Raw genomic sequence first — 19552 nt, 5'->3', positions numbered from 1 at the left:
CACGCACCTATTTTTATCTTTTTTGTTGTTTTAAGTTACTCCCCTTAGGCGGGGAGCATCGTTCCCCTTACCGAGGGAGTATCACTCCTCTTAGGCTTCGGGTGTCGTTCGGATTAGGCTTGGGGTGTCGTCCCAATAAAAAGTTACACTTTTTTATCTTCCTTTTTTTATATTTGGAGAAGTAAAAATTGCTATACCCTCTAATTATTCTACTGTGTAAAGTACGTATTGGTAATTTTATCACGTATATAAACATGTTAGCAAAAATTAAAGAAAATGAGAATACTAAAATTAATATTATGTCTACTCTTACTTAATAGTTGTAATAAAAAAACTAAAAACCCTATACTAATTGATAAAAGTATTATATCCAAAATTGACAGTATTGTGGAAATAAAACAATATGGAAGTCACAGTATTGGACAATTAAATTTTAATATACGTGATATTAAAAACGTTAATGAATTTTATAATGATAAGTCTTCTGACTTATTTTCTTTTCTTAAAACTCAAAGAGGCTTAAATATGAAATTCATAAAATCTGTTTGTAATTGTAATTTATCTAACGATACTATCAAAATTATTGGTGGACAAGGGTACACAGGAGGTGTTGGTTTCTTTTTAAAAATATATAAAGATAGTATTTCAGGAAAAGTATCTTTATCAACTACTAAGAAAGTTTATTCCAAATCAAAAGAAGAAAAAAAAGACCTCTTTGACAACATTAATCTTTTAACTGACGAAATTAAACTGACAATAACAAAACCTATAGAATATAAGCTAAACGAAACTATAAAAGGAAAAATATACTTAAAAACAGAGCCTTTTTATCAAAAGAATATAAAAGGAGAAATAAAAAAGATAGTACCCTCTTTTGATATTATTTTCACTTGTAAATTAAACAAAATAACTTACAACAATATATAAAGAGAGTTGCCTGATTCTACCCTATTTGTAAAGCCATAAACAAGACTATTGAAATGACTCACTTTTTATTAAATGATTCTCAAGAATATATTGAGGAAACTTATGAGGAAGCTAAAACTAGGTATGTGCTATTCGGGAAAGATATTTATCAGATTCTAAAAGAACATGAACCTGAAATTTTCAATAATTTAAAGTTTTATAAAGCAACTAAACTTATTGAAAAGACTACTTGGGGAGAAGCTGAGACCGAAAATAGTTATGTAATATATGACGATGGAAAAGTATCTTTTGCCATACAATTAGAGCCTATGCCAGCTGTTATTTGTTTACATAATGAGCAAACTCAAATAGAAATTGGAGACTGGGACGGAAATGATTATTACGCGGAATCTATAGAGTTTATAAAAAAAGAATTAATGACAGCTGTGATAAAATAAAAAGGTGTGAAATGAGAATAACAAATACATTACTAATTGCATTCTTCTCTTTAAGTTTATTAAGTTGTAACTCAAAAAAGCAATTAGAAAACAAGTGGGATAAACTTACTAAAGCTGATAGTGAACAGGTTGAAATTAAAAGGATAGAAGAATTAAGTGATTTTATTTCTAAAATAAATGGGCATTTTAAAATGAATGGAATTACTCAAAATAAAGACACTTTAAACCTATTAACACAAACAAAGGATTCTATAAAAATAGACCATATAAATCTTATAATTTACTGGAAAGAAAACAGTTTCCATGCAAAAAACTGGAAGCCTATAAACCAAAATAATATTTACTTATTTTTTAGAGAATAAATAATAGTAATGCTATCTGCTAATTTTAATGACGTATATAGACTATGTTACTTAAAAATATCTTATTCTATTGCGTTAGTTTTATGTCGTCTATTGTTATTGTATAAATCCAATCAATTAAATGTATATTTACCTCATAGCTAACTGTTTTTTTATCAAATTAATAACAAGTTTAATAAATATTGTATGAAAAAAATTGCCTTATTATTTCTTTTTTTTCTTGTAAACCTAAATATTTTTAGCCAAAAAAAAGAAAACTTTAAGCCTGGTGTTTCTTTAATTGAATATAAAATAATGTCAGATTTAACTTCTCAAAATTCTATTCTTTTTATTTTTGAAGGCGATACCCATCTAATTAATTTTTACCTTGATTTAAAAGAAAATTTAGTGAAAAGGTTTAAAAATTCAAAAGTAAAGGTTGACTTTAATTATGAGTTATTTTCTAAGAAATCATTTAAATCTGATTTAAGTTTAATTCCTAAACAAACATCTTCTAAAAATAATTACGATCTTATTTGTTCAATCTCTTTATTAAATTTTAAAAGTTTTGACGAGCATTTAATAAAAAAAGGAAACAAAATTATAATTTAAATCTAAAATTTAAAGAGAAGAAAACTAATGAACTTATTAATACAGCCATCATAAATGTAAATAGTTTTTATACAATTACTACTCAAAATAAAAACTTAAGTAAGGTAATTTATAATTTAATTAGCAATTCTCCCCAATCATACAAGTAACTTATAAATAATTGTAAGAAAAAGAGCGCAATTAATAAAATATTTCAAAAGATATATTACTTAGACTACAAACCTTGTAATGTGAATGATTATTGACGAAAAGACTTTGTTAAAACAACATTATAAAAACTAAAATTGATAAAAAATTACATATAAAAGCAATAATTAAGTATTTATGACGCCTCAAAAAGATCAAAACCAATTCAATGTATTAAAAATATATCTAAAACAGTTTGAATACTTGTTCAATAATAAACCTAACATTTCAGTTCTAAAAGTTGGAGAAAAATTTATTCTAAAAAAAAGTATTGATAATTTTTTAAGTGAGAATAGTATTTACTTTTTTGAAAATAATACTTCTAGAGTTGAGCAACTATTTAAACAATTAATTTATAATATTGAACCAATATATTTGAACATAATTTCAGATTTAAATAATTACCAAACCTTACGTAACAACTCCTTTACTAAATTAGTTCAAATAATTTCCTACTTCACTATAAAAAGTAATAATTGGCATTCAATGATGCATTTTAATTTAAATTCCAATAATAAAACAAACTTTTTAAAACAAATTTGTGCTCATCATACAAATAGCTTAAAAGATATAGAAGCTACAAAGTTTTACAGAGATGTAGCTAACCTTCCAGTTGATGATATAATAAGTTACACGTTACTTTTTTCTGCTGAATATCTAGTAAGAAAGATTGAAAGTTGTAAAATTATATTTCTTAAATCTACAGATGACGCACCTTGGTTTACTAGCGATAGTCCTGTTGTTATAAAAAATGAAATTATTACAGAAAAAAGTGAAATCTACTTTCCTGTAAACCGCACATACCTCGCTTACTTATATTTTGAAAATTCTAACCTTAAAAGAAATAAATTACAAAACTTGAAGACAAACAGTATTCATTTAGTAAATGATCAACTTAGTTGGAAGTTACAACAAATAATTATGAAAAATGCTGGCAATAATATTATCTTTTAAATATTAATTAGATTATAGTTTATTAAAAAATTTCACCACTAAAAACAAAAGAACAGGTTAATACCAAATATTAACTTGAATAAAAAAATTGGTTTGATTAAATATAAAAACTTATTCAGCTTCTTATCAAAAAATATATTTTAGTTAAGAAACAGCCTTTTTGATAGTTATTTTATAATCCCTAAATGAATAATACGTCCACCTGATTGATTTACGGGGTTTACACTCTTTCCTACTACAACACCTCTTTCTGGAGCGTAATATTTCTTAATTCTATTACCAAACACATCTCGTAGTGTAGCAATATGGTCTCCTTCTTCTACAATATCTCGTAAATCAACATGTACTGTAAGTAGCCCTCCTTCTTGTGTGTATAACCAATAGGATTTTTTACAAACTATTGTATTTCTCTTAGAGGTTTCATATTCATCATCCGTAATTCCTAAATATGCCAATACATTATGTACTCCTGCTACTCCACTTTTAATTATTTTCTTTTGAAAACTATTTGGGTTACCCACTTCGATAGTAATAGATGGAATTCCTAACTCTTCTGCAGCTCCTCTTAAAGTACCGTCTGATGGTGGTGTATGTACTATAATTTCAGCATCTTGTAATAAGGCTAATTTTTTGGTGACTTTATTGTTCATATCACTTCTAATGTAAAATGAATTCACTCTACCAAAACTAGCTGTATGTAGGTCTAACAAATAATCAAACTTCTTTACTACCAAATTCAAAAAACGATTGGCATATACTTCACTGGTATTTCCATTATCTTTTCCTGGCATAATTCTGTTAATATCAACTCCATCGCTAAAAACTCTTGTCCCTCGAACAAACGAAGGTACATTCACCACAGGAATTCCTACAATTGTTCCTTTTAAATTTTCTGTATCTAAATCTTTAAATAATCGCTGGATAACTGATATTCCGTTTAATTCATTTCCATGAACTGCTGCTGTAAGCCCTAATACAATACCATCTTCTTTTCCTCTAGCTACCATGACAGGAATACACGTGGGAATTCCCATTGCGTTAGAAGTAACCTTTAACCAATAATTTTTAATAGAATTTTTAGGTGTTTGATTCACATCAAACTCGGTAATATATTCAATCTGGTGTCCCATACTCATACTTTTAATATAATTCGTTTAACAGCGTACTATCGTTATTTAATGAAGTAAATAGTTTCTTTTTAAACTTTTTATTCGAGTTTATTAAACTAATACACATTTTGTCGATAGCAATGGTAGAAAGTACAGTTTGTATAAAAGTTTCTATTAAATCGTCTATACCTAAACCTAGTTTGTTATAATCTCTTCTGTCCATAATTAACAAACGATTAGTGTCTGACGTCCATTCATTTTCACCTAACTTAACTGATAAGTTTGTTCCTAACATTTGCCAAGAATCTTTACTACTTTCTAAGTCATTCACCAAAGGTAGCAATGCTCTTCTCGAGTACATACACAATGGTTTTATTCCATCTTTTGTACTACTAATCATCATACGAATGTCTGACACAAACGTTTCTCCTTTAGCATTTGGCATTGTACCAACATGATAATATTTGCCTTTTGTGCTTACTGAACTCCAATTATAGTTACCTATTAAACTTTGTACAATAAAACGTTCATATTCGATTTCTAACTTCATAAACTCTTCTAGTTCTTGTTCGTTAACAATCGTAAAAACTCCTTGTCCTGCATTACTATAAGGTATTTTTATAACTGCTTGTCCTCCCATTTTCTTTACCCACAACGGAATTTCATTCTTGCTAACATCCCAAATAGTATCTGGGATATTTATTTTCATTCCATATTCTTCTAATTCCGTGTTGTAAATATCATATGCTTTGGCAGCTACCATTTTATTTCTTCCGCCAGCCAAACAAGTAATAATAGGGTTTAAAATCTTTGTTTTACTATTAATTGGAAATCTATTCCAAGGCTTTTGAGTTACATATCTAAAAATACCTCGTAACGGAATCCATTCTTCTTCTTGTTTTAGATAAAAGATTTCATTTTCTATTTTTATATGGTCATTATCTTTATTTGAATAATAAGGTACAAGAAAAACATCTTCTTTAAAAACATCAGCTATAACGGCTGCATAACCAGATGTTTCCATATAATTTTTATCATAAAGTACCGCTAATCTACCATCTTTAACAAGTTTTCGCTTTTTCTCTAAGATAGGCTTAAACGTTCTTTCAATTAACAAGCGATATACTCCGTCTTCTTTATTATCATCTAACAAAGGCATTGATTTTTGACCTGATGGGCATGAATTATTCTCTATAATAACCATATTTTTATCTCCATCTGCTGATGTTGAATTGATCAAATCTGCTCCTCCCCATAAAAAATACTTACATTCATACGATAAAATTTCTCTAAGCTTATCCGCATTTACTTTTGGATGTAAGTGACAATACCTAGCAATAATTCGTTCCTTATCAAGATTTAAAAAAAAGTTTACCATTGGATGGATTGTGGCATTCAGCACCTTAGGATACCAATGGTTCTCGTTATTAAATGTATTAGGCTTTATAAGTTCTGTTATTTTCATTCTTTCTTATTTTTGTTTTTAAAAATAGCTAAAAACGATTTTTTTATTTTTTAAATATACCAACTATTTTAAATATTAAGTATTATAAAAAGTAAGATTCTACATTCATAAATAATTTAGTAATTTCGACCCTCTAAATTACTTTCATGAAAGTTTGTATCGCCGAAAAACCTAGTGTAGCCCGTGAGATTGCTAATATCTTAGGAGCCAGTACCAAACGAGATGGATATTTCGAAGGGAACGGCTATGCAGTTACGTATACATTTGGTCATTTATGCACACTTTTAGAGCCTAAAGACTACAAACCGCACTGGAAAAGCTGGGATTTAAATAACCTACCGATGCTTCCTGAGCGTTTTGAAACGAAAGTTACTAATGATAGTGGTATTCAGAAACAGTTCAAAATTGTTAAGTCTTTATTTGAAAAAGCCGATGTGGTTATCAACTGCGGGGATGCTGGACAAGAAGGAGAACTTATTCAGCGATGGGTTATCAATCAAGCAAATTACAAAGGTAAAATTCAACGGTTATGGATTTCTTCTCTAACGGAAGAAGCAATTAAAGAAGGATTTGAAAACCTAAAAGACAACGACGATTATAATAATTTATATTACGCGGGATTTTCTCGTGCTATTGGTGATTGGCTATTAGGTTTAAATGCTACTCGTTTGTACACTGTAAAATTTGGCGGTTACAAACAAGTGTTATCTATTGGTAGGGTACAAACTCCTACCCTAGCTATGTTGGTAGATCGTTATAAGGAAATTCAAAACTTTAAACCTGAACCTTATTGGGAGTTACAAACGCAATATCGTGAAACTTTATTTAGTTGTGAAGAAGGTCGCTTTTTAAAGAAAGAAGACGGACAAGCTTTTGCCGACAAGGTAAAAGAAAGTGATTTTGAAATTACCTCGGTTACTAAGAAAAAAGGAAAAGAATACGCACCTAAACTTTTCGACTTAACAGGTTTGCAGGTATACTGCAACAACAAATTTGGGTTTTCAGCAGATGAAACCTTAAAAATTGTTCAGAAATTATACGAAATGAAAGTAGTTACATACCCTAGAGTGGATACTACCTTTTTACCGAATGATATTTATCCTAAGGTTCCAAATATTTTAAAAGGACTAAAACAATATGCTTCGTTAACACAACCTTTATTAGGAAAAAAAATACGTAAATCGAGTAAAGTTTTTAACGATAAGAAAGTTACCGATCACCATGCCATTATTCCTACAGGAGTAGAAATCAATCTGCAATACAACCAACAACAGGTATATGATATTATTGTAAAACGATTTATTGCCGTGTTTTATCCTGATAGCGATATTTCAAAAACCGAAGTTAAAGGTGAAGCTGATAAAGTACCTTTTAGAACTTCAGGAAAAGAAATACTTACCAAAGGTTGGCGAGCTGTTTTTGAATATGGAAACGATTCTAAAAAAACAGAAGAGAAAGATGTGCTTCCAACTTTTGAAAAAGGAGAAAAAGGTCCGCACGAACCTTCTTTTTTAGAAAAAGAAACCAAACCACCTCGTAATTATACCGAAGCGAGCTTGTTACGTGCCATGGAAACTGCTGGGAAGCAAGTAGATGATGATGAAATGCGTGAATTGATGAAAGAAAATGGTATTGGACGACCATCCACACGTGCGAGTATTATTGAAACGTTATTTAGAAGAAAATATATTGAACGCCAAAAAAAGTTAATTATTCCTACCCAAACTGGTATTGATTTAATTGATTTAATTGACAATGAACTTTTAAAGTCTGCTGAATTAACAGGACTATGGGAAAAGCGTTTGAAGGAAATTGAACGTGGTGAATACCACGCTGCTACGTTTATCAATCAAATGAAAAAAATGGTAGACGATTTGGTCTATGAAGTTCGTTCAAGCTCTAAGACAAAAAGAATTTCTTACGAAGCTCAAAAAACACAACAAAAACCTAAAAAAACAGCTTCTAAAAAGAAAACAGTTGTTGGTAAAGAATGTCCAAAATGTAAAAAAGGACAATTATTAAAAGGAAGTGCTGCTTATGGCTGTTCTGCTTATAAAAATGGTTGTGATTTTACGTTGGCTTTTGAATTTATGGATAAAAAAATATCCGAAAACCAACTAATTCGTTTACTTGATAAAGGATGCACAACCAATTTAAAAGGCTTCAAACAAGAAGGTAAAAAAGTTGAAGGTTTGGTTCGTTTTGATGATCATTTCAATTTAAAATTCGAACCTAAAAAAACGAGTTCTAATGTCATTTCGAGTGATAACGAGAAATCTCATTCTGACACCTTAACCTGTCCTAAATGTAATAAAGGAACTGTTTTAAAAGGAAAGTCTGCCTATGGATGTTCTGAATACAAAAATGGTTGTGACTTTGTGTTTACTTTTGAAAACATCAAAAAAATGGCTAACGGACAACCGTTAACCAAAGAGTTAGTATCTAAAATATTGACTTCTTAATAAAAATTGTTAATTAACTTAAATAAAATAAAAAAATGGCTGAATGCATTGAGTGTGGTGAGTATACTAAATATAATGGAGGACTTTGTTATCAATGTTATAAAAAAGAAAATTCAAAAGAAGTTATTGAAGAAGATCACGAACCAGAAGTTTTAAATGGTTTAAGTGATAAAGACTTTAATTACCGCTACGGTATGATTAAAGGACGAATTGCAGAAACTTTAATACAAGAGCTTTTTTTAAGTTTAGGTTATAATGTTTTTAGATATGGTATGGAGAACACAATACCTGGAATAATGGAGTTATTAAAAGGAGTTCGTTCAGATGTCGCACAAGAAATCAGGAGAATGCCTGACTTTGTTATACAAAATCCAAAAACGAAATCAGTATATTTTATTGAAGTTAAGTTTAGAGCTAATGGAAGCTTTAGATATAATGACCTACCTCAAAACTACCCCTATGAAAATGCTTATATAATTTTGGTTTCTAAAAAACATATTAAATGTATTACTGTTGATGAATTAAGTCAAGGAAAAGCAATTACACCTACATCAAAAAATTACTTAGGAACCAGAAAAGAATTTGAATTAGATAAAGCTGTTATAATAGATTTTTGCTCTTTTGCTATTCAATTTTTTGAAAATGTATAAATTCTCACTTACTCCCCAAATTCTTTATAGTAGTACTCTATCAGCTTCTCTGGATTTTTAATCGTATTTTTTATCCATTTAAAGTACAATACTTTCTTTTCTTCTTCTGAAAGTTGCCAATGCATATCTGTTCTTTTCAAACGTGTAGTTACATCTTGTAAGGTAATAGCCGCTGCTACTGAAATATTTAAACTTTCGGTAAAACCAACCATTGGAATTTTTAAAAATCCATCTGCTTCTTGTTTGATGTAATCTGAAATACCATCTTTTTCAGCACCAAAAACAAATGCCGATTTTTTACTCACATCAAAATCAGGTAAAATGCAAGAATCAGTATGTGGTGTGGTTCCTATAATTTGGTATCCTTTTGCTCGTAAATCTTCTAAACAGGCTTTGGTATTGTCTCCATCTTCTTTATACCGATGAATATCTAACCATTTCTGACTTCCTTTCGCCACATGCCTTGATACTTTATTGGTGAATTTGTTCTCAATTGCATACACATCTTGCACTCCAAAAATATCGCAACTTCTCACCACCGCACTGGCATTGTGTGGTTGGTAAATATCTTCTAACACTACCGTGAAATGACGTGTGCGCTCGTTCAGTACTTTTTCAAACGTTTCCTTTCTTTTCTCTGTAATATACCCTTCTAAATAGGCTAATAATCCTTCATCAATCATATAACAAACATAGTAATTTTTCCTATTTTTAGTCGCAGGGCGACAGCCTAGTATTTATTTTCTTAAACTTGCAACAAAATTTATATCTATGAAAAAACGATTGGTGGTATTAACAGGAGCAGGAATTAGTGCCGAAAGCGGTATTAAAACTTTTAGGGATGCTGATGGCTTATGGGAAGGTCATGACATTTATGAAGTGGCTTCTCCACAAGGGTTTCGTGCTAATCCTTAGTTAGTGTTAGATTTTTATAATCAACGTAGAAGACAACTTTTAGAGGTTTCTCCTAATAAAGCACATCATAACCTAGTTTCTTTAGAAAATAATTTTGAAGTTGATATTATTACGCAAAACGTAGATGATTTACACGAAAGAGCAGGAAACAAAAATGTAATACACCTACATGGCGAACTATTAAAAGCTCGCAGTACTAAAAACAAACATCTTGTTTATAATTGGAATAAAGATATTGCTTTAGGAGATGTTTGTGAAGAAAAAGCTCAATTACGCCCACATATTGTTTGGTTTGGTGAAGATGTTCCATTATTGGAAAAATCTGCTGAAATTACTTTACAAGCTGATATTTTAGTAATTATAGGGACTTCTATGCAAGTATATCCTGCTGCTAGTTTGGTTAATTATGTACAGCATAACACACCAATTTATTTTATAGATCCTAAACCTGCTGTAAATAAAAACGCCTTCAATAACTTAACTATTATTGAAGACGTTGCTAGTTCTGGTACTGATAAGTTAATTACAATACTTAATAAGGCTTTATGAATTTGATGTTAATCGATCAAAATACTCGTACAGTTCTCCTTTAGAAATAGTACTTCCTTTCTCAATTAAGTCAAAAATTTCAGCATTTCTTTCTTCTTGATATGCTTTTGAGCCTCTTAAAAACTCAATTGCTTCATCATTTGGATTTTTTAGTAACCACTCAAACCCTTCTTGTTCTAAAACATTAATCTCTTTATCAATTTTTATCACAATGCGATGCATTTCTTTTTCTTCGCATTTAAATAGGTTTACTAAATTTGGAGAAAAATGTTCTAAGTACTCTGTTTTGGTTAATACATCATCCCAAACAACATCGCTAAATACATTCATTTCATCTTCTGCCACATGTGGTTTCTCTTTTTTTAATTCATCCCATTCTTTTTTATCAATGTTTTGTGATGCTAAAAAACGTGCGAACTCTTCGTGTAGTCCTTCAAACTGCTCCTTTGTAAGTTGTCTATATTTCAAAAATTCAAATTTTAATAATTAACTGACCCTAACTTTTATTCATTCTCTTTACTTAGGGCGATTATATTGTTTTGCTTAATCCATCTATGAGGGTTTCATGGGGCAATTTTAATAATAAATTAGGATTAGGGCAATTTTGCTTGTAAAAATCCAACGTCTTTTTTGAAGACACTCCTGGATAATCTCCATAATAATCTTCAATATCTATTATTAACTGAAAGTGTAAATGCGGAGCATAATCTCCATTTACAGAACTATCTCCTAAAGTTCCAATTTTCTCTCCTTGTTTAACTTTTTTACCAACTGATATGTCTTCTAAAGATTCTAAGGATAAATGACCATACAATGAATAAAATTCATTTCCTTCTATTGAATGTTTGATTATAATTGTTGGTCCATAATCTCCATAGTTTACATTGTTTTTAAAACTATGAATTTCTCCATCTAATACTGCTAAAATATCTGTACCTGCATCACACCACAAATCAATTCCCAAATGAATATTTCGTTGATTTTCTTCTGATAATTTATTAAAATGTTCACTTCTATTATAAATATCTCTTACTTCTAAATATCCTCCAAAAGCAACTGTTTTTTTATGTTTAAAAAAGTAGTTTTCTAAATATGCTTCCCATTCTTTTGATGAAGAAACGTCAAAAGTTAACTCTTTGTTAGATGCAGCTATTGAAATTGGAATGTACTCATTAAAAGATATGTTAGCATTAATTACATGCAATGGTTTTTGAGATATATTCTTAAAAAAATCTGTCATAAATAGTTTTATATATAAAAAAGAGTAATCAAAGATAATTGATTACTCTTACATATGTAAATTACACAAATTATTCTATCGTGTTACAGTTCCGCTAATTTCTCTAACAGGCCCTGCTTCCATATCAAATGTTACATGATCTTCTGCATCTGCTGGTACTCCATGTGCTAAAGGTTTTAATGTAAATGGGGCTGGACTGTTATCTGGATAGGGTTCAACAGAAATAACAGCTGTTGTTCCTCTTAAATCTGTTGGAAAAATAAATCCATCTGGAGCATTTTGTATAAAATCTTCTCCCGGGTATCCTGGTCCATTATTTTCATTACCTTTAAATGGTGTTGTTGTTGCATTATCATCTGCCATTGCTACATCTGTAAAAGTTCCTGTACTAATTGGCGTACCATTAATAACTACCCAACCTTCATATTTCCAGCCCTCAGGTAAAGTTGGTAAAGAAAGTCCTGTTGCAGGACTCCCTCCTGTTAAGTCTAAAAACCAAATACCACTTCTTTCATTATTCATCATTCCATCAGTTGGGGTAGCTAAAATGTATTTACCTGTTGAAGTTGAAAAGTCTCCTACAATTCCTGTAGATGATATTCCTGCTGAGTTTCCTGAAAAATCTCCTGCTAGCATTTTAGTATTTGCTGGTGCTGGATCTGGGTCGTTTGCTGGTTCAATAGTCAAAACAAATGTAGTTGCTGCTGATAGCATGTCAGAATCAACTACAAAAGAGCTTTCAGACAATTCTCCTGAATCATTTACATTAAAAGTTCCTGTTGATACAGGAGCTCCTCCTACAATTATCCAACCTTCATACACATAATCAGTTCCTAAATTCTCTAGACCATTAACATTTAAACTTAAGTTTGATGTTTTTGGTGTATTATCGTCATCATCATTACAGGCAACAAAAGTTAACGCACTTACTGCTGCTATTGTTAAAAGTATTTTTTTCATTGTTTTTGTAATTTTGAGTTTATACAAAAACAAAGTTACTTGCAGTTTTTCTAATAAAATGTTAGCTAGCTTACACTTACGCTATTTTTTTAAGTAGTCGTATCTCCTTTCTATTAAAATTAATAATTTTTTCTTCTTTTAACTCGTTCATTAAGGTGTTTAAAGTTGGCCTTGAAGTACCTATAAGTGTTGCTATATCTTTTTGTGTATATGGGTGTTCTATTACTTGATCTCCAGTTTTTTCACATTCATGTCCATATTCTTCACACAACTCTTTAAAAAACTCTAATAAGCGAGTACGTGTGTCTTTAAATAATAATAACTGAAGCCTTCTTTCTAACTTTTTTATTCTCAAACCAATAAATTTATAAATCTTAAAACTTACAGGTATATTATCTCTCATCAAAGAATACATAGTTTCTCGTGATACTGGACAAATTTCTGTTGTATTATCTATAGATTGAGCAAATTCATTTCGTTTTTCAATACCCAAAATAGCTTTTTCTCCAAATATTTCTCCTTTGGTTAAAATAGCCTTAATTACTTCTTCTCCTTCTTCTGTATAATAACCTAGTTTAACCTTTCCTTTATCTATTAAATAAATTTTATTTGCGACATCTTCTTCAAAATAGATATAGTCTTTCTTTTTATAAAGACTTAAAGTATGTGTTTCTTTATAGGCAGGATATTTATGTGGGCATAATATTTTAAATAAGTTAACATCTTCAAAATACCAAAGTGCACTCATAGTTTTTACTTTTAAATTTTAAGTCGAAAAAGCTAAAAATACATTACAAAAAAAGCTCTGGAGTTTTCCAGAGCTTTTTTTACCTCTATTTTGCGAGTAGCTTTTTAAGCGTTTTGCTTTTTTATTAAGTTTAAAGCTGAACCTTCTTTAAACCACTCTATTTGCCCTTTATTATATGTATGGTTTGTAATAATAATATCTTTTGAACCGTCTGCATGAACAACTTCTATTGTTAATGGTTTGTCTGGAGCAAATTCGTTTAAATCTAAAAAGTTGAACGTGTCATCTTCTTGAATTAAATCATAGTCATTTTCGTTGTCAAATGTTAACCCTAACATTCCTTGTTTTTTTAGATTTGTTTCATGAATACGAGCAAAAGACTTTACTAAAACTGCTACTACACCTAAATGACGAGGCTCCATAGCTGCATGCTCACGAGAAGATCCTTCTCCATAATTATGATCACCTACAACTATAGTTGGAATTCCTTTCGCTTTATACGCTCTTTGTGTTTTTGGTACTGCATCATATTCACCTGTTAACTGACTTTTTACAAAGTTAGTTTGCATATTAAAGGCATTTACAGCCCCTATTAAACAGTTATTGGAAATATTATCTAAATGACCACGATAACGTAACCATGGTCCTGCCATAGAAATATGATCTGTAGTACATTTACCGTGAGCTTTAATTAATAATTTAGCTCCTTTTATTTCATCTCCAATTGGTGTAAATGGAGTTAACAATTCTAAACGTTCAGAATTTGGATCTACTACAACTTCAACATCACTACCATCTTCTTCTGGAGCTAAATATCCATTATCGTCAACTTCAAATCCTTTTGGTGGTAATTCCCAACCTGTAGGTTCGTCTAACATCACTTCTTCTCCATCTTCATTAATTAACTTATCTGTTAATGGATTAAAATCTAAACGACCTGCAATAGCAATGGCTGCGGTTAATTCTGGAGAAGCAACAAAGGCATGTGTATTTGGATTACCATCGGCGCGCTTTGCAAAGTTTCTATTAAATGAGTGTACTATTGAATTTTTAGGAGCATTCTTCGGGTCTTCATAACGTCCCCACTGACCAATACATGGTCCGCACGCGTTAGTAAATATTTTTGCATCTAAGTTTTCAAAAACTTGTAAGATACCATCTCTTTCAGCAGTATAACGTACTTGCTCAGACCCTGGGTTTATACCAAACTCTGCTTTTGTTTTCAATCCTTTATCTATTGCTTGTTGTGCAATAGAAGCCGCACGCGATAGATCTTCATAAGAAGAGTTTGTACAAGAACCTATCAATCCCCATTCTACCTGCAATGGCCAATCGTTTGCTTGAGCTTTCTCTGTCATTTCCTTTCCTACTGGAGTAGATAAATCTGGCGTAAAAGGTCCGTTTAATAATGGGCCTAATTCTGATAGATTAATTTCAATTACCTGGTCAAAATATTGTTCAGGGTTTGCATATACTTCAGCATCTGCCGTTAAGTATTCTTTTATTTCATTTGCTGCATCTGCTACATCACTTCTATCTGTTGCTCGTAAATAACGCTCCATAGATTCATCGTAACCAAAAGTAGAGGTTGTTGCTCCAATTTCTGCCCCCATATTACAAATAGTTCCTTTTCCTGTACACGACATTGCTGTTGCACCAGGTCCAAAATACTCTACAATAGCACCTGTTCCTCCTTTAACTGTTAAAATTTCTGCAACTTTTAAAATAACATCTTTTGGTGCTGTCCATCCAGATAATTTACCTGTTAACTTCACACCTATCAACTTAGGAAACTTTAATTCCCAAGGCATTCCTGCCATAACATCTACAGCATCTGCACCTCCAACACCAATAGCTACCATTCCTAAACCTCCTGCATTTACCGTATGAGAATCTGTACCAATCATCATTCCTCCCGGAAAAGCGTAGTTTTCCAAGACTACTTGGTGAATAATTCCCGCTCCTGGTTTCCAGAAACCAATTCCATATTTATTAGAAACTGACTCTAAGAAATTAAAAACTTCGTTTGAATTATTTAATGCTGTTTGCAAATCTGTTGAAGCACCTACTTTTGCCTGAATTAAATGATCGCAATGCACCGTTGTTGGTACAGCTACTTTATCTTTTCCTGCTTGCATAAACTGTAACAATGCCATTTGTGCTGTTGCATCTTGACAAGCGATACGATCTGGAGCAAAATCAACATAATCCTTTCCTCTTTCGAAAGCTTTCGTTGGTGTTCCATCCCAAAGATGTGTGTATAAAATTTTCTCTGCTAATGTTAAGGGTTTTCCAGTAATTTTTCTTGCAGTATCTACTCGTTCTACTACTTTACTGTATACCTCTTTTATCATTTCTATATCAAAAGCCATATTTATTAATTTTTGTTATCCTACGAATTTACCAAAAAAAAATAGTATAGAAATGAAGCTACTATATAATTATAATGAGTTTAAATAGTTATTATCTATAATAGATTTTCTAATTTTATATGTAGTTAACAGTATAAAAAAAGCTCAAGTATTATACTTGAGCTTTTAGTTACTTTATTTAATAAATAAATTATACTACTAACTGCTTTTGAGATGGCTTAAACTTAGTTAAAACAATACCATCAACTGCTTTTTCGTACTCTTCCATAGTTGGAGTTCTTCCTAAGATAGTAGACAAAACAACAACTGGTGTTGAAGATAATAGTGATTCTCCTTTTTTCTCTCCTGAATCTTTTACAACTCTTCCTTGGAATAAACGTGTAGATGTTGCCATTACCGTATCTCCTGGTTCTGCTTTTTCTTGGTTACCCATACATAAGTTACAACCTGGGCGCTCTAAATATAGCATGTTTTCATACTTTGTACGTGCTAAGCCTTTTGGAGCATTATCATCAAATTCAAAACCTGAGTACTTCTGTAACACTTCCCAATCGCCCTCTGCTTTTAATTCATCAACAATGTTATAGGTTGGAGGTGCTACTACTAACGGAGCGTTAAATTTTACTTCTCCTTGTTGAGATTCGATATTTTTTAACATTTGAGCTAAAATTTTCATATCTCCTTTGTGTACCATACAAGACCCTACGAAACCTAAATCTACTTTTTTAGTTCCTCCATAAAAAGATAATGGACGAATAGTATCATGTGTGTAACGTTTAGAAACATCTTCATTATTTACATCAGGGTCTGCAATCATTGGTTCAGCAATTTCATCTAAATCAATAACTACTTCTGCGTAATAATTCGCATCAGCATCTGGTTTTAAAGCTGGTTTTGTACCAGTTTTAAGCTCTTGAATTCTGTTATTGGCTTTATCAACTAAACCTTGTAACATTTGCTTTTCGTTATCCATACCTTTATCAATCATGATTTGGATACGATCTCTTGCAATTTCTAAAGATTCAATTAACGTTTCTTCTTCTGAAATACAGATAGAAGCTTTAGCTTTCATCTCAGCAGTCCAGTCTGTAAATGTAAAGGCTTGATCTGAAGTTAAGGTACCAATGTGTACCTCAATAACACGCCCTTGGAATACGTTTTCGCCATCAAATTGCTTTAACATTTGTTGTTGCGTAGCGTGTACCACGTCACGGAAATCCATGAAGCTTCTCATATTTCCTTTGAAGGTTACTTTAACTGACTCTGGAATTGGCATAGTTGCCTCTCCTGTTGCTAAAGCCAATGCTACTGTACCTGAATCGGCACCAAAAGCAACTCCTTTAGACATACGAGTGTGAGAATCTCCACCAATAATAATATCCCAATCATCAACAGTAATATCATTTAATACTTTATGAATTACATCTGTCATTGCATGATATTGACCTTTTGGATCACGCCCAGTAATTAAACCGAAGTCGTTCATAAATTTCATTAAACGAGGAATATTCGCTTTTGACTTATCATCCCAAACAGAAGCTGTGTGACACCCCGATTGGTAACCAGCATCTACAATAGGTGAAATTACCGTAGCTGCCATCATCTCTAATTCTTGAGACGTCATTAAACCTGTAGTATCTTGAGACCCTACAATGTTTACTTCTACACGAACGTTAGAACCTGCATGTAATGTCTTACCTGGTGTAGTTCCAACAGCATTTTTATTGAAAATTTTCTCAACAGCTGTTAAACCTTGGTTTTCAATGGAGATTTCTTTTGATGCTGCATATACTTGAGGAATATCAATACCTAAAGCTTTACAGGCAAAAGTTTGTAGTTTTTTACCGAAAACTACAGCATAAGATCCTCCAGCCTTAATAAACTCCATCTTTTGAGGAGTTAAAGCAGTAGAAATATCTTTTAACTCTTGATCTCCGTTATATAATTTTTTCTCTTTTGTATTGATTGTTAAAACAGTTCCAGTTTTAACAGAATACATCTCTTTTAAAATTGGTTCTCCATCTTTATCTACAACTGTATTACCGTTTTCATCTTTTTGTTTTACCCAGTTTTTTAAATCGATTCCAATTCCTCCGGTTACTCCAACTGTGGTTAAGAAAATAGGTGCTATACCATTAGTACCGGCAATTACTGGCGCAATATTGATAAATGGTACGTATGGAGAAGAAGGAACACCTGTCCATAATGCCACATTATTTACTCCAGACATACGAGAAGATCCAACTCCCATAGTTCCTTTCTCTGCAATTAACATTACACGCTTATCTGGGTGTTGTTCTTTTAATGCTAATAATTGCTGTTGCATTTCTTTATCATGCTCAAAAATAGATTGTCCGTGTAACTCACGATCAGATCTAGAGTGAGCGTCTGCTCCAGGAGATAATAAATCGGTAGAAATATCACCTACACCTGCAACAAAAGTTACTACTTTTATTTCTTCTTCTACTTCTGGTAATTTAGTAAAGAATTCTGCCTTAGCATAGCTTTCTATTAATTCTTTAGCTATTACATTGCCATCTTTATATGCTTTTTCTAATCTTTCTGTATCTGCTTCATATAAGAAAACTTGAGTTTTTAATACTTTCGCTGCTTCAACGGCAATATCAGCATTATTTCCAAGTGCTAAATCTAATAACACTTCAACAGATGGACCACCTTTCATGTGTCCTAATTGTTCAAAAGCAAAAGCAGGAGTTATCTCTTCTACTACAGATTCACCTAGAATAATTTCTTTTAAAAAGTTTGCTTTTACGCCTGCAGCACTTGTTGTACCCGGTAAAACATTATAGATAAAGAAATTAAGAGAGTCTTTTCTGTGAGGATTGTTTACATCTTTAATTTGTGAGATGATTTCAGTTAACAATTCACTTCCATCGATAGGTTTAGGGTGAAGACCTTGACCTTTTCTTACTTCAATCTCCTTTAGGTAATCTGAGTATGTGTTCATAAAAAGTTTTGTTTTTAAATATTTAGAAGGAAATAGTAAAAGTTATTACGTATTAAAACCGTTCTTTTACAGCTTTATCCTGTTAATTTTTGCTTAGCAAAAGTAATATTTTAACCTCAATTTTAAAAATAAACAACAAAACAGTCAAAAAAGCAAATTAATTTAATTAGAAAGACCTATTTTTAAAAATATATCAAAAAAACAAGTGTAAAAACATACAATAATTATCAAATTGATAATTCACTATTTTTAAGTGTATTAAAAAAAATGCTATAATGATTCTAAATAGGAAAAAAAGCAGACCCATAAGCTGGATTCTGTCCCTTAAAAAATAAGGTTCTTATCATTTATCTAGTTCTGAAATTACTCTCAGAATCAATCTGCCTACCCCTTAGAATCGCGCGAGTAGCGCTCAAGCTCTAATGTACATGGCATTGCACCGCATAGAGTTTACCTGGTTTCACTACAGCATTACCTGTACATTCTTTCTGTTGCACTTGTCCTCGGTTTACACCGGACGGATGTTATCCGCTATGCTACTCTATGGTGTCCAGACTTTCCTACTTATATTTTCTACAAGTCGATAAGATAGGTCTGCTATTATATTGTTATAATCAAATAAAAGTTCACACCTCTATTCATAAAAAAACCCACTCA

The 19552-nt window shown here is 31.3% G+C and carries 16 protein-coding genes, 1 other RNA gene and 1 pseudogene; 8 read left to right on the top strand and 10 right to left on the bottom strand.

All coding sequences use genetic code 11. The features are described 5' to 3' along the window. Positions 1–276 precede the first annotated feature (276 nt). From MHM83_RS09545 to MHM83_RS09525, 5 genes are all read left to right on the top strand, one after another. On the top strand, positions 277–927 hold the full coding sequence (locus MHM83_RS09545) for a hypothetical protein (protein ID WP_239179459.1): 651 nt from the start codon (positions 277–279) through the stop codon (positions 925–927). Between the two features lie 53 nt (positions 928–980). Next, positions 981–1364 (top strand): hypothetical protein, encoded by a 384-nt coding sequence (locus MHM83_RS09540; RefSeq protein WP_239179457.1) that lies wholly within the window; start codon positions 981–983, stop codon positions 1362–1364. An 11-nt stretch (positions 1365–1375) separates the two neighbouring features. Further along, positions 1376–1726, top strand: coding sequence for a hypothetical protein (locus tag MHM83_RS09535; protein ID WP_159616036.1), 351 nt, complete (start codon positions 1376–1378; stop codon positions 1724–1726). 186 nt (positions 1727–1912) lie between these two features. Next, complete coding sequence (locus MHM83_RS09530; RefSeq protein WP_239179455.1) at positions 1913–2317, top strand: hypothetical protein; 405 nt, start codon at positions 1913–1915, stop codon at positions 2315–2317. 324 nt (positions 2318–2641) lie between these two features. Beyond that, positions 2642–3457, top strand: coding sequence for a DUF4238 domain-containing protein (locus tag MHM83_RS09525; RefSeq protein ID WP_239179453.1), 816 nt, complete (start codon positions 2642–2644; stop codon positions 3455–3457). Between the two features lie 167 nt (positions 3458–3624). Here MHM83_RS09525 and MHM83_RS09520 read toward each other — a convergent pair whose 3' ends face one another. Both MHM83_RS09520 and MHM83_RS09515 read right to left on the bottom strand, forming a co-directional pair. Further along, positions 3625–4587 carry a succinylglutamate desuccinylase/aspartoacylase family protein gene (locus MHM83_RS09520; RefSeq protein WP_047790598.1) on the bottom strand — a complete coding sequence of 321 codons (963 nt, stop codon included), beginning with the start codon at positions 4585–4587 and terminating at the stop codon, positions 3625–3627. A 10-nt stretch (positions 4588–4597) separates the two neighbouring features. Then, on the bottom strand, positions 4598–6031 hold the full coding sequence (locus tag MHM83_RS09515) for a hypothetical protein (RefSeq protein ID WP_239179451.1): 1434 nt from the start codon (positions 6029–6031) through the stop codon (positions 4598–4600). A gap of 146 nt (positions 6032–6177) precedes the next feature. Between MHM83_RS09515 and MHM83_RS09510 the strand changes: the two genes are divergently transcribed. Both MHM83_RS09510 and MHM83_RS09505 read left to right on the top strand, forming a co-directional pair. Then, entirely contained in the window at positions 6178–8493 is a 2316-nt protein-coding gene (locus tag MHM83_RS09510) for a type IA DNA topoisomerase (RefSeq protein ID WP_239179449.1), read from the top strand. Between the two features lie 35 nt (positions 8494–8528). Further along, entirely contained in the window at positions 8529–9143 is a 615-nt protein-coding gene (locus MHM83_RS09505) for a VRR-NUC domain-containing protein (RefSeq protein ID WP_239179447.1), read from the top strand. Positions 9144–9151: 8 nt separating this feature from the next. Here the strand turns inward: MHM83_RS09505 and MHM83_RS09500 are convergent, their stop codons facing one another. Then, entirely contained in the window at positions 9152–9826 is a 675-nt protein-coding gene (locus MHM83_RS09500; RefSeq protein ID WP_239179445.1) for a TrmH family RNA methyltransferase, read from the bottom strand. Positions 9827–9914: 88 nt separating this feature from the next. Between MHM83_RS09500 and MHM83_RS09495 the strand changes: the two are divergent. Further along, a pseudogene (locus MHM83_RS09495) lies at positions 9915–10607 on the top strand (SIR2 family NAD-dependent protein deacylase). Here the strand turns inward: MHM83_RS09495 and MHM83_RS09490 are convergent. The 7 genes from MHM83_RS09490 to rnpB form a co-directional block, all read right to left on the bottom strand. Next, positions 10602–11075: a DUF6495 family protein gene (locus tag MHM83_RS09490; protein WP_125345526.1), complete on the bottom strand. Its 474-nt coding sequence runs from the start codon at positions 11073–11075 to the stop codon at positions 10602–10604. The pseudogene MHM83_RS09495 and the gene MHM83_RS09490 sit on opposite strands and share 6 nt — an antisense overlap. Positions 11076–11136: 61 nt before the next feature. Next, on the bottom strand, positions 11137–11847 hold the full coding sequence (locus MHM83_RS09485) for a peptidoglycan DD-metalloendopeptidase family protein (RefSeq protein ID WP_239179443.1): 711 nt from the start codon (positions 11845–11847) through the stop codon (positions 11137–11139). 75 nt (positions 11848–11922) lie between these two features. Then, positions 11923–12807, bottom strand: a complete 885-nt coding sequence (locus MHM83_RS09480) for an anti-sigma factor (protein WP_239179441.1) — start codon at positions 12805–12807, stop codon at positions 11923–11925. 76 nt (positions 12808–12883) lie between these two features. Next, positions 12884–13555, bottom strand: a complete 672-nt coding sequence (locus MHM83_RS09475; protein WP_047790590.1) for a Crp/Fnr family transcriptional regulator — start codon at positions 13553–13555, stop codon at positions 12884–12886. Positions 13556–13659: 104 nt separating this feature from the next. Further along, positions 13660–15927 carry an aconitate hydratase gene (locus MHM83_RS09470; RefSeq protein WP_073183509.1) on the bottom strand — a complete coding sequence of 756 codons (2268 nt, stop codon included), beginning with the start codon at positions 15925–15927 and terminating at the stop codon, positions 13660–13662. Between the two features lie 190 nt (positions 15928–16117). Further along, on the bottom strand, positions 16118–18895 hold the full coding sequence (locus MHM83_RS09465; protein ID WP_047790588.1) for a bifunctional aconitate hydratase 2/2-methylisocitrate dehydratase: 2778 nt from the start codon (positions 18893–18895) through the stop codon (positions 16118–16120). 290 nt (positions 18896–19185) lie between these two features. Continuing rightward, positions 19186–19496: RNase P RNA component class A (gene rnpB / locus MHM83_RS09460), an RNA gene on the bottom strand. Positions 19497–19552: the final 56 nt, after the last annotated feature.

The organism is Tenacibaculum sp. Mcav3-52 (assembly GCF_022347665.1).
GTDB classification, from domain to species: Bacteria; Bacteroidota; Bacteroidia; order Flavobacteriales; family Flavobacteriaceae; genus Polaribacter; species Polaribacter mesophilus.
The sequence above is the reverse complement of the archived record's forward strand: the minus strand, read 5'-3'. Positions and strand labels throughout refer to the sequence as shown.

What these genes read in the sequence shown, in the direction of transcription:
- MHM83_RS09485 (WP_239179443.1), bottom strand. Translation starts at nt 11,847, where the DNA reads ATGACAGATTTTTTTAAGAATATATCTCAAAAACCATTGCATGTAATT.
- MHM83_RS09470 (WP_073183509.1), bottom strand. Translation starts at nt 15,927, where the DNA reads ATGGCTTTTGATATAGAAATGATAAAAGAGGTATACAGTAAAGTAGTA.
- MHM83_RS09520 (WP_047790598.1), bottom strand. Translation starts at nt 4,587, where the DNA reads ATGGGACACCAGATTGAATATATTACCGAGTTTGATGTGAATCAAACA.
- MHM83_RS09515 (WP_239179451.1), bottom strand. Translation starts at nt 6,031, where the DNA reads ATGAAAATAACAGAACTTATAAAGCCTAATACATTTAATAACGAGAAC.
- MHM83_RS09505 (WP_239179447.1), top strand. Translation starts at nt 8,529, where the DNA reads ATGGCTGAATGCATTGAGTGTGGTGAGTATACTAAATATAATGGAGGA.
- MHM83_RS09540 (WP_239179457.1), top strand. Translation starts at nt 981, where the DNA reads ATGACTCACTTTTTATTAAATGATTCTCAAGAATATATTGAGGAAACT.
- MHM83_RS09545 (WP_239179459.1), top strand. Translation starts at nt 277, where the DNA reads ATGAGAATACTAAAATTAATATTATGTCTACTCTTACTTAATAGTTGT.
- MHM83_RS09475 (WP_047790590.1), bottom strand. Translation starts at nt 13,555, where the DNA reads ATGAGTGCACTTTGGTATTTTGAAGATGTTAACTTATTTAAAATATTA.
- MHM83_RS09465 (WP_047790588.1), bottom strand. Translation starts at nt 18,895, where the DNA reads ATGAACACATACTCAGATTACCTAAAGGAGATTGAAGTAAGAAAAGGT.
- MHM83_RS09510 (WP_239179449.1), top strand. Translation starts at nt 6,178, where the DNA reads ATGAAAGTTTGTATCGCCGAAAAACCTAGTGTAGCCCGTGAGATTGCT.
- MHM83_RS09535 (WP_159616036.1), top strand. Translation starts at nt 1,376, where the DNA reads ATGAGAATAACAAATACATTACTAATTGCATTCTTCTCTTTAAGTTTA.
- MHM83_RS09480 (WP_239179441.1), bottom strand. Translation starts at nt 12,807, where the DNA reads ATGAAAAAAATACTTTTAACAATAGCAGCAGTAAGTGCGTTAACTTTT.
- MHM83_RS09500 (WP_239179445.1), bottom strand. Translation starts at nt 9,826, where the DNA reads ATGATTGATGAAGGATTATTAGCCTATTTAGAAGGGTATATTACAGAG.
- MHM83_RS09530 (WP_239179455.1), top strand. Translation starts at nt 1,913, where the DNA reads ATGAAAAAAATTGCCTTATTATTTCTTTTTTTTCTTGTAAACCTAAAT.
- MHM83_RS09525 (WP_239179453.1), top strand. Translation starts at nt 2,642, where the DNA reads ATGACGCCTCAAAAAGATCAAAACCAATTCAATGTATTAAAAATATAT.